The 13,087-nt window shown below is 71.0% G+C and carries 9 protein-coding genes; 1 reads left to right on the top strand and 8 read right to left on the bottom strand.

Annotation, left to right across the window (positions count from 1 at the left end; translation table 11 throughout):
* Window positions 1-39 precede the first annotated feature (39 nt).
* The 3 genes from ACRQ4B_RS09560 to ACRQ4B_RS09550 all read right to left on the bottom strand — a co-directional run bounded on the left by ACRQ4B_RS09560 (window position 40) and on the right by ACRQ4B_RS09550 (window position 5,698).
* Window positions 40-1,638 (bottom strand): hypothetical protein, encoded by a 1,599-nt coding sequence (locus ACRQ4B_RS09560; RefSeq protein ID WP_439691205.1) that lies wholly within the window; start codon window positions 1,636-1,638, stop codon window positions 40-42.
* A gap of 144 nt (window positions 1,639-1,782) precedes the next feature.
* On the bottom strand, window positions 1,783-2,286 hold the full coding sequence (locus tag ACRQ4B_RS09555) for a peptide deformylase (protein WP_439691204.1): 504 nt from the start codon (window positions 2,284-2,286) through the stop codon (window positions 1,783-1,785).
* Between the two features lies 1 nt (window position 2,287).
* On the bottom strand, window positions 2,288-5,698 hold the full coding sequence (locus ACRQ4B_RS09550) for a pyruvate carboxylase (protein WP_439691203.1): 3,411 nt from the start codon (window positions 5,696-5,698) through the stop codon (window positions 2,288-2,290).
* Between the two features lie 60 nt (window positions 5,699-5,758).
* On the opposite strand from ACRQ4B_RS09550, the gene ACRQ4B_RS09545 reads away from it, so the two are divergent.
* Entirely contained in the window at window positions 5,759-6,571 is an 813-nt protein-coding gene (locus ACRQ4B_RS09545; RefSeq protein ID WP_031262009.1) for a ParA family protein, read from the top strand.
* A 311-nt stretch (window positions 6,572-6,882) separates the two neighbouring features.
* On the opposite strand, the gene ACRQ4B_RS09540 is transcribed toward ACRQ4B_RS09545, so the two are convergent.
* The 5 genes from ACRQ4B_RS09540 to ACRQ4B_RS09520 form a co-directional block, all read right to left on the bottom strand.
* A complete protein-coding gene (locus tag ACRQ4B_RS09540) occupies window positions 6,883-7,443 on the bottom strand; it encodes a MerR family transcriptional regulator (RefSeq protein ID WP_439691202.1) in 561 nt (186 codons plus the stop codon).
* A gap of 150 nt (window positions 7,444-7,593) precedes the next feature.
* Window positions 7,594-8,298 carry a transcriptional regulator FtsR gene (gene ftsR, locus ACRQ4B_RS09535; protein ID WP_439691201.1) on the bottom strand — a complete coding sequence of 235 codons (705 nt, stop codon included), beginning with the start codon at window positions 8,296-8,298 and terminating at the stop codon, window positions 7,594-7,596.
* Entirely contained in the window at window positions 8,298-8,777 is a 480-nt protein-coding gene (locus ACRQ4B_RS09530; RefSeq protein WP_439691200.1) for an FHA domain-containing protein, read from the bottom strand. The genes ftsR and ACRQ4B_RS09530 overlap by 1 nt, the downstream gene beginning before the upstream one ends.
* A 169-nt stretch (window positions 8,778-8,946) precedes the next feature.
* Complete coding sequence (locus ACRQ4B_RS09525) at window positions 8,947-10,500, bottom strand: chitinase (protein WP_439691199.1); 1,554 nt, start codon at window positions 10,498-10,500, stop codon at window positions 8,947-8,949.
* On the bottom strand, window positions 10,500-12,914 hold the full coding sequence (locus tag ACRQ4B_RS09520; RefSeq protein ID WP_439691198.1) for a glycosyltransferase family 2 protein: 2,415 nt from the start codon (window positions 12,912-12,914) through the stop codon (window positions 10,500-10,502). Before ACRQ4B_RS09520 ends, ACRQ4B_RS09525 begins: the two co-directional genes overlap by 1 nt.
* Window positions 12,915-13,087 lie beyond the last annotated feature (173 nt).

Genomic DNA, 13,087 nt, shown 5'->3' with positions numbered 1-13,087 from the left:
ATCTTCGTCAGGACAAAGCGACAATCCCGCGTTGGGGTGTCACGACGCCCGTCGCATGACGACCGGCGACGTGGAGTACGACGTCGACGCGGTGCCGTTCGGGTGGGTGAGCGTGACGCGCACCCAGTAGCGGCCGGCGGCCATCGAACCGAGGCGGAACGGGACCGTGTTCGACCCCTTGGCGACCGCGACGCCCGAGGCGATGGCGACGTACCCGTGGCTGCCCGGTCGGCCGGTGCCGACCGCGACCTCGGCCGTGGTGCCGGGGACCCAGGCGGCGTCGTGGAACGCCACCGAGGTGGAGCCGGTCGCGGTGGGGTCGGCGCGCAGGTGCAGCGACTTGAGGTGCCAGACGGCGGCGCCCGGGTCCTCGTTCGGGTCGAAGCGCAGGCTGGTGATCGTGCGGCCGGCCCAGCCGAGCTTCGGCGCGAGGGCGTTCTCGTCGAGGGGGTTCCGCGCGGTGAGGTCGAGCGTGACCTCGGTCTGGTTGCCCGAGTCGTAGGTGAGGATGTCGTTGCTGATCTGCGGCGTGCCGGAGCCGGCCGCCGTCCAGATCAACCGGGCCATCTTCCCGCCGCCGGCGTTGCCGGACAGGTCGAACTTGCCGTCGTAGGACATGTCGAACTGCAGGGTGTGCCAGGTGTCGCCCTTGAAGGCGGACACCGGGAAGAACACCCGCGGGTCGTTCCGCAGCGGTGGTGCGTTCCTGGCGGTCAACCCGCGTGCGTCCCGCGCGATCTGGGTGAGGTCCTGGTAGCGCACGCCGGTCGTCGCCGGGCCGGACCGGAAGTCCCACGAGCGCCCGCGCTGCACCGCGGCGAGGTCCGCGCCCTGCGACGGGTTCGGCGAGTCCACCACCGTCTGGGGCTTGGGCGTGATCGTCGTCGTGCCGTAGGTGCCCGGCGGCAGGGCAGCGTGCGGGTGCGCTGCGTCCTGTGCGCTGTGCAGGCGGACCCAGTCGATGGTCGCGGTGCCGCCCTTCCGCTCGCTCGACCGGATGACCACCGGGTCGAGCCGGACGACGACCATCTTGGCGGACTTCCACGGACGCTTGCCGAGCAGGGTCGACGATGCCGCCAGGTCGATGTCGTACACGTGCTTGCCCTGCGTCGTCGGGAACGAGACGCCGCCACCACACGCGGCGGTCTGCTCCCGGCAGGTGAACCAGTACACCGCGCCGATCCGGGACGCCATCGGCTGGTTCATCGAGAACGACAGCCGGGTGTACTTCGCGGTGTCGACGGGCTGCAGCGCGCCGTCGCGGCCGAACGGGACACTGCCGGAGATCGAGTGCACGAGGAACAGCTGGTCGCCGTGCACGAGGTCGACGCGCAGCGAACCGCCGGTGACCGACGCGGCGCCGGACGTGAAGCTCGTGTTGAGGTCCGCGGCGTTCGAGAAGTCCCAGGCGTCGCCGTACACGTCGGTGGCGTAGTCGGCTCCCTCGGGCTCGCTGGCCGTGGCTGCCGCTGCGGTGGTGGCCGCGGCCGTGGTGGTGGCCGCGGCCGTGGTGGCCGCCGACGCAGCCGGCGGCGTGGCGGTGCCGACAGCTCCGGCAGCGACGACCGTGAGCGCGGCGAGCACCGTCGCCAGCAGGCGTGGTGCGCGGCGGTGGTCGGTGTTGGTCCCCTGATGCACGACGGTCCTCCCGATCGGACACGACGGCTCGTCGGTGGGTCGAACCTGCTCCGTGTCGACGGGAACCCTACGTCGCGCGGAGCCCGGTGGCGACCCCCGTGATCGAGTGTCCGCAGGAGTGCGGACAAGCGCGGAGCAGTTCCGTCAGTGGAACCAGTCCTGCTCGCGGATGTCCCGCAGCGCCTGCCGCCGGACGTCCGGGTCGAGGGTCATGACGTACACCGTGCCGTCGAGGTGGTCGACCTCGTGCTGCAGCGCCTCGGCCATCAGCCCGGTGCCCTCGAGCACGACCTCGGCGCCGTCGACGTCCACGCCACGGACCTTCGCGAAGGGGTACCGCCTGGTCGGGTAGGACAGGCCCGGGACGGAGAGGCACCCTTCGTCCATGAGCTCCGGCTCCCCCGAGACCTCGACGATCTCCGGGTTCAGGACGTAGCCGACCTCGCCGTCGACGTTGTAGGAGAACGCCCGGAGACCGACACCGATCTGCGGTGCTGCGACACCGGCGCGACCGGGCTCCTTGACGGTGTCGACGAGGTCCTGCACGAGGTCGCGGATGCCCGGGGTCCCGAGGGCCTCGGGTCGGACCGGATCGGCCGGCGAACGGAGGACGGGGTCGCCGAACAGGCGGATGGGACGGACGGTCACGTTACTGCAGCACCACCAGGAGGTCGCCGGCGTCCACCTGCTGGGTCGCCGGGATCGCGAGACGGCCGACGGTGCCCGACACGGGCGCCGTGATGGCCGCTTCCATCTTCATCGCCTCGATGCTCGCCAGGGCCTGACCGGCCTCGACGACGTCACCGACGGCGACCTTGAGCGTCACCACGCCGGAGAACGGCGCAGCGACGTGCTTCGGGTCGGACTTGTCCGCCTTCTCGGCGGCCTTCGTCTCGACCTCGATCGAGCGGTCACGGACGTACACCGGGCGGAGCTGCCCGTTCATCGTCGCCATGACCGTGCGGACCCCGCGCTCGTCGGCCTCGCCGATCGCCTCGAGCCCGACGAACAGGTTCACGCCCTTGCCGAGCGGCACGGTGTGCTCCTGGCCGGGACGGAGTCCGTAGAGGTAGTCGACGGTCGGCACCACGGAGAGGTCGCCGTACTGCTCGCGCACGCTCGCGAACTGCTGCGTCGGCTGCGGGAACAGCAGTCGGTTCAGCGCCTGCTGCCGGTCCGGCCCCGGTCGTTCGAGGTTCGGTCGCTCCGCGTCGGGCACCGGCGTGATCGTCGGGGTGACGGTGCGACCCGCCAGCACCTTCGAGCGGAACGGCTCCGGCCACCCGCCGGGCAGGTCGCCGAGCTCACCGGCCATGAAGCCGATCACGGAGTCGGGGATGTCGTACTGCTGCGGGTTCTCCTCGAAGTCGGCGGGGTCGGCGTCGACGGCTGCGAGCTGCAGCGCGAGGTCGCCGACGACCTTCGAGGACGGGGTCACCTTGGTCGGGCGCCCGAGGATCCGGTTCGCCGCGGCGTACCAGTCCTCGACCTGCTCGAAGCGGTCACCGAGCCCGAGCGCGATGGCCTGCTGACGGAGGTTGGAGAGCTGCCCGCCGGGGATCTCGTGCTGGTAGACGCGTCCGGTCGGCCCGGGCAGTCCGGACTCGAACGGCGCGTACGCCCGCCGCACGGCCTCCCAGTAGGGCTCGAGATCGCCGACGGCCTGCAGGGACAGGCCGGTGTCGCGCTCGGTGTGCGCCAGGGCGGCGACGAGCGCGGACATGCTCGGCTGGCTCGTCGTGCCGGCCATCGGCGCCGCGGCGACGTCGACGGCGTCGGCACCGGCCCGAGCGGCCGCCAGGAGCGTCGCGAGCTGGCCTCCGGCGGTGTCGTGCGTGTGCACGTGCACGGGCTGGTCGAACCGCTCCCGCAGCGCGGTCACGAGCCGCTCGGCCGCACCGGCGCGGAGGAGCCCGGCCATGTCCTTGATGCCGATGACGTGTGCGCCGGCCTCGACCATCTGCTCCGCGAGGCGGAGGTAGTAGTCGAGCGTGTAGAGGTCCTCGGCGGGGTCGAGCAGGTCGGCGGTGTAGCAGAGCGCGGCCTCGGCGACGGCCGTCCCGGTGGCCAGCACCGCCTCGAGCGCGGGACGCAGCTGGCTGACGTCGTTGAGCGCGTCGAACACCCGGAAGACGTCGACGCCGGTCGCCGCGGCCTCGGCGACGAACGCGTCGGTGACCTCGGTCGGGTACGGGGTGTAGCCGACCGTGTTGCGGCCGCGCAGCAGCATCTGGATCGGGATGTTCGGCATCGCCGCACGCAGGGACGCCAGGCGCTCCCACGGGTCCTCGCCGAGGAACCGGAGCGCGACGTCGTAGGTCGCGCCGCCCCAGGCCTCCACGCTGAGCAGCTGCGGGGTGAGCCGGGCGACGTGCGGGGCGACCGCGACGAGGTCCTTCGTGCGCACCCGGGTGGCGAGGAGGGACTGGTGCGCGTCGCGCATCGTCGTCTCCGTCACGGCGAGCGGGGTCTGCGCGCGGAGCGCCTTCGCCCACGCCTCGGGCCCGAGTTCGCGGAGCGCGTCCCGCTGCCCGGCGGGCGCCGGGGTCGTCAGGTCGACCGCGGGCAACTTCTCGCTCGGCTCGACGGTCTGCGGACGTCGCTCTCCGTTCGGCTTGTTCACGGTGACGTCGGCGAGCCAGTTCAGCACCTTCGTGCCGCGGTCCTTCGAGACGTGCCCGCTGAACAGCTGCGGGCGCTCCTCGATGAACTTCGTCGAGATTTCCCCACGGGCGAAGTCCGGGTCCTCGAGCACGGCCTGCAGGAACGGGATGTTCGTGCTCACCCCGCGGATGCGGAACTCGGCGAGGGCGCGCTCGGCACGGGCGACCGCCGCCGGGAAGTCCCGACCGCGGCAGGTCATCTTCGCGAGCATCGAGTCGAAGTGCGGGCTGATCTGCGCACCGGTGGCGACCGTGCCGCCGTCGAGCCGGACACCGGCACCGCCGGGGCTGCGGTACGTGGTGATGCGGCCGGTGTCCGGGCGGAAGCCCTGCGTCGGGTCCTCGGTCGTGATGCGCGTCTGCAGTGCGGCACCGTGCACGGCCACCGTGTCCTGCGACAGGCCGAGGTCGCCGAGGGTCTGCCCGGCGGCGATGCGCATCTGCGACTGCACGAGGTCGACGTCCGTGACCTCCTCGGTCACGGTGTGCTCGACCTGGATGCGCGGGTTCATCTCGATGAACACGTGCTGGCCGGCGCGTTCGCCGTCGGTGTCGAGCAGGAACTCGACCGTCCCGGCGTTCACGTAGCCGATGGACCGGGCGAAGGCGACGGCGTCACGGTGCAGTGCCTGCGCGATCGACGGGTCGAGGTTCGGCGCCGGGGCGATCTCGACGACCTTCTGGTTGCGCCGCTGCACCGAGCAGTCGCGTTCGAACAGGTGGATCGTGCCGGCGTCCGTGCCGGTGGCGTCCGCCAGGATCTGCACCTCGATGTGCCGCGGGCGGATGACGGCCTGCTCCAGGAACATCGTCGGGTCGCCGAAGGCGCTGTCGGCCTCGCGCATCGCCTCTTCGAGAGCGGCGCGGAGTTCGGGCTTCGTCTCCACCCGGCGCATGCCGCGACCGCCACCACCGGCGACGGCCTTCGCGAACACCGGGAAGCCGATGGCGTCCGCGCCGGCGAGCAGCTCGTCGATGTCGCGGCTCGCCGGGGTGCTCGCGAGGACCGGCACACCGGCCGCGATCGCGTGCTCCTTCGCGGTGACCTTGTTGCCCGCCATCTCGAGCACGTGCTCGCCCGGCCCGATGAACGTGATGCCAGCCGCCGCCGCAGCCGCGGCGAGCTCCGGGTTCTCCGAGAGGAAGCCGTAGCCCGGGTAGATCGCGTCCGCGCCGGACTCCTTCGCCACCCGGACGATCTCCGACACGTCGAGGTAGGCGCGCACCGGGTGCCCGCGCTCCCCGATCAGGTACGCCTCGTCCGCCTTGAGACGGTGCAGCGAGTTGCGGTCCTCGTACGGGTAGACGGCGACGGTCCGCGCCCCCAGCTCGTACGCAGCACGGAATGCACGGATGGCGATCTCGCCACGGTTCGCGACCAGGATCTTGCTGAACACGAGGTCCCTTTCAGCCCGGGTTGAGGTGAGACAACCCTACTGGCGGTAACGTTGCTGACCGTGCATGTACTCAGCGTGAGCTCCCTCAAGGGTGGTGTCGGCAAGACGACGGTGACGCTCGGCCTGACTTCGGCCGCGTTCGCCAAGGGACTGCGCACGCTGGTGGTGGATCTCGACCCGCAGTCGGACGTCTCGACCGGCCTCGACATCAACATCTCCGGCCACCTCAACGTGGCCGACGTGCTCGAGAACCCGAAGGAGAAGATCGTCCGCCAGGCGATCGCCCCGTCCGGGTGGACGAAGGGCTCCCAGGGCAAGATCGACGTCATGGTCGGGTCGCCCTCGGCCATCAACTTCGACGGCCCGCACCCGTCCATCCGCGACATCTGGAAGCTCGAGGAGGCCCTCGCCAACGTCGAGCAGGACTACGAGCTGGTCCTCATCGACTGCGCGCCGTCGCTGAACGCCCTCACCCGCACGGCGTGGGCGGCGTCCGACCGCGTGACCGTCGTGACCGAGCCGGGGCTGTTCTCCGTGGCCGCCGCCGACCGTGCCCTGCGTGCGATCGAGGAGATCCGCCGTGGCCTCTCCCCCCGCCTGCAGCCGCTCGGCATCATCGTGAACCGTGCCCGCGTGCAGTCGCTCGAGCACCAGTTCCGCATCAAGGAGCTCCGGGACATGTTCGGACCGCTCGTGCTCTCCCCGCAGCTGCCGGAGCGCACGTCGCTGCAGCAGGCGCAGGGCGCGGCGAAGCCCCTGCACGTCTGGCCGGGCGAGTCGGCGCAGGAGATGGCGCGGAACTTCGACCAGCTGCTCGAGCGCATCATGCGCACGGGCAAGATCGGCCCGTACGCCGAGGGCGGCGCCGCCTAGGTCCTGCCGGCCAGCGGCGTGCCGCCGCGCCGGTCCGCGCGTCGGTCCGCGTCCGTCCCTCCTTCCGCGGATGCGCAGGTCGCACAACGTGCCGCTCACGTTCGCGTTGGTCGCACAACGTGTCGGCGCGTGACCACGAGCACGACACGTTCTGCGACCGGGGCGATCAGCACACGGCACGTCGTGCGACCACGGCGCCGGGAAGGGCACCCGACGGCGGCGCCGCGACCCGGGCAACGCCGGCACGGCACGCGATCTGCGCCGGGCCCGCTGACGCCGGGCAAGCCGACGCCGGGGGCGCGGACCCGGCGTCAGGAAGCGCGGGAAGCGCGGCGCGCAGCCAGCTCGTCGTCGGGGTCGGCCGCCGGGGTGGCGTCGAGTTCGACGAGGGAGCTCTCGACCTCGCGCAGGACCTTGCCCACCGCGATGCCGAACACGCCCTGCCCGCGGGACACCAGGTCGATGACCTCGTCGTCCGAGGTGCACAGGTACACCGAGGCACCGTCGGACATCAGCGTCGTCTGGGCGAGGTCCGACACGCCCGACTCGCGCAGCTGGTTCACGGCGGTGCGGATCTGCTGGAGGGAGATGCCCGTGTCGAGCAACCGCTTCACGAGCTTGAGGACGAGGATGTCGCGGAAGCCGTAGAGCCGCTGCGACCCGGAGCCGGCGGCCCCGCGGATCGTGGGCTCCACGAGCTCGGTCCGGGCCCAGTAGTCGAGCTGCCGGTACGAGATGCCGGCTGCACGGGCGGCGACGGTGCCGCGGTACCCGTTCTGCTCGTCGTGCTCGGGCAGGCCGTCGGTGAAGAGCAGCCCGAGGTCGTACCGCGTCATGTCTGACGGGGTACCGGGGGTGTCGTTCCCACTCATTGGACTGCCTTCCAGGACGATCGAGCCCTCACCCGAAGCTTCAACGACGGGTTGAGAGTTGTTCCGAGGTCCACGGTAGCGACTCGGACCGCTCCGGCGCGGGACATCCGACTCGGCGCGTCCGGCGTGTCGAGGATACGCCCCACACGGTCATGCGTCGAGCCGTCCGATCGCCGTCCGGATGAGGTTCGAACGGATCACCTCGAGGTGGCCGGCGATCTCCCGCGCGAGCTCGGTGGCCTTCGCCCGCGAGGTCGCGTCGCCGCGTCGGGACACCGGCATGAGGGCCGACTCGATCAGCCCGACCTCACGCTCGGCGACGCTCCGCATGGTGCGGAGGTGCCGCGGTTCGATCCCGGTGCGCTGCAGGTCGACGAGGGCCTTCAGCACGGCGACGGCGTCGTCCCCGTAGGTGTCGGCCGCGGGCAACAGCGACGCGGACACGGCGTCGGCGAGCAGCATCGGCGTGGCACCGGCGGCCCGGACGGTCTCGTCGCGTGTGTGACGACGCTCCCGCCCGAGGATCGACGGCTTCGGCGCGTCGCCCCCGCCGGGCAGCACCGGGTCACGCCCGGCGTCGAGGTCGGCCAGGTAGTCCTTGATGACCTTGAGCGGCAGGTAGTGGTCGCGCTGCAGGCCGAGGATGACCCGGAGCCGCTCGACGTCCGCCGCCGAGAACTTCCGGTACCCGCTGGCGGTGCGCACCGGCGTCACCAGCTCGCGCTCCTCGAGGAAACGCAGCTTGGAACTCGACAGGTCCGGGAAGTCGGGCTTGAGGCGCGCGAGGACCTGCCCGATCGTGAGCAGGTCCGGGACCGCGGACCCGGCCCGGGCCGCGGCGGACCGTGCGGCCACTACGCGGTCGCCAGGCGCGCCAGGTCGACCCGGGAGGCGTAGAAGGTCAGGCGGAACTTGCCGACCTGCACTTCGGAGCCGTCGGTGAGCGGCGCTTCGTCGATGCGCTCACCGTCGAAGTACGTGCCGTTGAGCGACCCGTTGTCCTTGACGCTGAAGGCCGTGCCGTGGCGGAGGAACTGCGCGTGCTTGCGCGACACGGTCACGTCGTCGAGGAAGATGTCGGCGTCGGGGTGGCGCCCCGCCGTGGTGACGTCCGAGTCGAGGAGGAACCGCGCACCGACGTTCGGGCCGCGACGGACCACGAGCAAGGCCGACCCGGAGGGCAACGCGTTGATCGCTTCACGCTCTTCCGCCGACACACCGGACTCGGCGGTGAGTGCCGCGCCCATGTCCATGCTGAAGGTCAGTGTGGTGTCGACCAGCCGCTGCTCCGGGGTCTTCTGACCGCCCGCCTGCGGGACCACTGGTTCTGGCATCGTGGACCTCCTCCTCTTGGCGCACCAGCGTATCGGAAACGAGCGACGGAACGGGAGCCCCGAACGGGGCTGGGGACAACTCGACAGGACGCGCACAGCGAACGTGCCGGACGGAGCGCGTCCGACGGACGGGAGGCGCGGTGCCAGCCGGCACCGCGCCTCCCGTCCGTCACTTGGTGACGTCCTCCAGGATCTGCTTGATCTCGGAGTCCTTGAGCTTCACCCAGGGCGACCCGTCCGGATCGCTGGTGGAGGCCTCCGGGCTGTCGCCCGTGTTCCACCACTTCGCCTGGTACGGCACGCCGTCGAACAGCACCCGCGCGCCGGTGTCGTACTGCTTCGTGCCGGACCAGGCGTCGTAGGTCCCGGCCGGCAGGGTGACCTGCTGCACCGGCTTCTCGCCCTTCAGGACCGGACCGACGAGCTGCCACGGCGTCTCGTAGGCGCTCAGCACCGGGTCGTCGGGCAGGTCCCCGGACGTCCACCACTTCGCCTCGTAGACGTTGCGGTGCCAGACGATCTTCGTGCCCTCGAGGTACGAGGCGTCCGCGCTCCACACCGGGTACGGGCTCGTCTTCGGGTCGTCGGTCGGCTGCACGGTGGCGGAGGGCTCCGCCTTCGTCACGTCCGAGGCCGCCGCGACGATGCCGCCCGTGAAGCCCTTGCCGAGCACGTCGGCGTAGAGCACGCCGTCCTGGTCGACGCCCGAGCAGGAGTTCGAGACGGTCGACAGGTTCACGTAGTTCGACCCGCACGTGGTGTCGCGGTTCAGCGACCACATCGACATCCGGCCGAGGCCGCGGTCCCGTGCCCATGCGTTGAGCTTCTCCGCGTCGGCGAGCGTGAAGACCTCGTCCTGGATGTCGTTCTGCCCGATCATCGGGGTCGCACCGACCTTGTGCCACAGCGTCGCGTCGGACAGCGGGGTCCCGGCGCGCTCGTACAGGACACCGAGTTGGCGCTGCACCTCCTGCAGGGTCTGGACCGAGGCGGAGTACATGCTCTGGCTCGCGCCCTTGCCCTGCCCGTAGTCCATCGTCATCGCGTTCACGCCGGCCAGGTCGACCCCGGCCTTCAGGAACTGCGCCACGGCGGTGGTGCCGTCGCTCGTGAGCCCGGACGGCGCGGCGGGCAGGGTCAGCCAGACGGCGAGGGGGTGTCCGGCGGCCCGGCGCTCCTCCTGCAGTTCGGCCACCGCGGCGGCGCGGCGCTTGCCGGCCGCGTGGTTGGTCAGGTCGTCACCCTCGACGTCGTAGTCGACCGTCGAGACGTCGTACCGCTTGACGACCGACTCGTACGCCCCGACCAGGTCGGACGCGTTCGTGCAGGTCGTGGCGAGCTCGTCGTTCGCCAGACCGCCGAACGAGACGCCGACCTCCCCCTTCTGCTGCTGCAGGCGGGCGATGCGGCGGTCCAGGTCGAGCGTGTCGGAGGCGCCCTGCAGCGAGTACGCCGAACCCCACGTCGGGGTGCAGGCGTCGTCGTGGTCCGCGACGACGAAGGAGAGCATGACGTCACGGCCCTTCGCGGACTTGACGTCCTCGAAGGCGAACGTCGGCGTGGCGGTCACGTCCGTGTAGGCGGCGAACCAGGACTTCTGGGTCTCGGCGGCCTGGGCGGACTGCCAGCGGTTGAAGCCGGCGTACCCGGCGACCGCGACGGCGGCGGTGAGCACGACCGCGAGTGAGACGCGGACGGGCGACAGTCGTCTGGTGGCGGACATCAGGCGGCGCTCCGCTCGTCGGTGGTGGTGGTGTGCTGGTCGGCGCGCCCGGCGGTGGTCACGGTACCGGCCCCGACGACGTCGGCGCCGTGGTGGACGGGCATCGTCCTGCCGCGGTGGCCGAAGTACAGGACGGCGCGCCAGTCCTCGGTGACGGGCTCCGGCTCGGGCAGGAGGCCGCGACGTGCGCGCTTCCGGTCGGCCCGCGCGGCCCTGGCAGTGGCGCGCCGCGCCGCGCGTGCGGACGGGTCGTAGTACATCCACTTCGTGGCCCAGAGCCACACGTCGACGACCGAGTTCCAGATGCCGATGTAGGCGACGATCGCGTACATCGCGAGCAGGGCGTTGAAGGCGGCGAACACGGCGTTGCCCCAGTTCTCCGCGCCGTAGTCACGCACGAACGTGAACACCGAGAAGACCACCATCGCGTACGGCGCGAGGACGTACAGCGCCGGCGACGCCGTGCGGTCCCGGACCTTCGGCGTGCGGGCGAACGGGATCTTCTTCGCCGTCAGGGCCTGCTGGACGCTCTTCAGGACGCCGGCGACGTTCACGGGCATCAGGATGAGGTTGAAGCCGTAGATGCGGAACACGTCGGTGCGCTTGTACCCGCAGTACTTCAGGTCGCTCGACAGCAGCCAGAAGTACGGCAGGGCGGCGAGCAGCACCATCGGGCTGAGCAGCCGCGAGTCGTACGGGTACGCCAGCAGGAAGATCAGGCCGAACGACGCCCATGCGATCGACGCCATGTAGTTGACGCGCAGCGCCATCTCGACGATGCCGACCCGCTCGCCGCGAGCCCGACGCTCGCGGACCTGGCGGATGTACTTCGGCAGGATGAGCAGGCCGCCGTTCGCCCAGCGGCGACGCTGCACGATCAGCGAACCGAAGTCCGGCGGGGTCGCGCTGTAGGACAGGCGCTCCGGGTAGTTCACGAGGGTCCAGCCGTGCATGCCGAGGTCGACGCTCGACTCGGTGTCCTCGATGACGGTGCGGTCCTGCACGTAGCGCTTCACCTCGAAGCCGCCGACGGTCTCGACCTCCTCGATGTCGCGGAGCGCCCGGGTGCGGATGACCGCGTTCGCGCCGACCCAGAAGGTCGCGTTGTGCCGCGACATGCCCTGGTGGAGGATGTGCTGGATGTCCGTGGTCGCACCGGCGAGCCGCTCGATGCGGGTGGCCGCACCGCGGAACGACGAGTACGGCGTCTGCGTCACGGCGACGCGGGCGTTCTCCGGCTGCTCGAGGAAGTACACCAGGCGCAGGCAGTAGTCGCGGAGGAGCACCGAGTCGGCGTCGAGCGTGAGCACGTAGTCGGACGCGGGGACGACCAGGTCGGCGACCGCCGGGTCGGACACGGTGCGGAGGATCGTCCCGGAGGCGGTCTCCTCGAACGCGTACGCGCCGCCGAGCAGCCCGATGTACGCGTTCAGGTTCATCGCCTTGTTCGCCTCGTCGGAGAGGTTCGCGTAGCGCTTCCGCTCGAAGGTCGTGATCTCCGCGGTGAACGTCCACGCGAGGCGGCGCTGCAGCTCGAGGGCTCGGGCGGACGTGATCTCGCTGAAGGACTCCCCCGCGTCGACGGCGTCCACGATGGCGGCCTCGAGCGCCTCGGACGTCAGCCGGAACTCGTCGGCGAGCCCGATGAGCACCTGGTCGTGGAAGAAGTGGTCGACGTGGTCGAGGACCTCGTGCTCACGGGCGTGACGGCGGAGCCAGGCGTCGGCCCAGCGGTGGTGCTCGACGAGGTTGCGCAGGCCGTCGACGCTGGCGAACGGCGCGGCGGCGGCCTCGACCTCCGCGGAGAGCAGGGCCTCCTGTAAGCGCTGCGACGGCGCGGCCAGCTGGTTCTGGATCTGGGTGGCGACCGCACGGGTCCGCTCGAGCTTGGCGAGGGTCTCCGGGTCGGTCGGGAACGGTGCGTCGTCGACGAGCAGCACGACGCGCAGGGAGGGGTACTCCTGCAACGCGGCCGACCAGAGCGTGGTGGCGACGACGTCGGGCTCCTCGGCGTAGCTCGGCACGAGGACGGTCATCGGCGACTCGTGCCCCGCGGCGAAGTGCCGGTCGAGTTCGGCCCGCGGGACCCGAACGTGGGTCGCGAAGCGCTCCATCGCGCCCTGGCGGGCCACCAGGTGCATCAGCGCCGAGAAGGTCAGGAAGGTGACGACCACCAGGTAGGAGATCGCCTCGGTGGTGAAGCGGAAGCTCTCGGCACCGGAGTCCAGGAACTGGCGGATCACGGTGTAGACGACGTACGCCACCCAGAACGCGATCGTCAGGATGATCGCGACGCGGCCGGAGACGAGCTTCCGGTCGGAGGGGCGTTCGTGGAGGGTGTCGAGCGGGCGGGTACGACGCTCGGAACCCCATTGGCGACGGCGCGCGGGAGCGCCGTCATGCTGTTCGGGCATGACAGTCCTTCGTTCCGTCCGGACCAGCGTCTCATCGGGTCGGTGCGCTGTCGGGGAGTCCGTTCGGTCGATGACGAACGTATGGGGACAGACCGAACGGTGCAGACACCCGGACGGGGGGTTCTGGGCGTGCCGTGCGGGAAACCGCACGATGTTGCGGGGCGCACCGTGAT

The organism is Curtobacterium sp. SP.BCo (assembly GCF_051903265.1).
GTDB lineage: Bacteria > Actinomycetota > Actinomycetes > Actinomycetales > Microbacteriaceae > Curtobacterium.
Note: the sequence above shows the minus strand (reverse complement) of the source record. Positions and strands in the feature narration are given on the sequence as shown.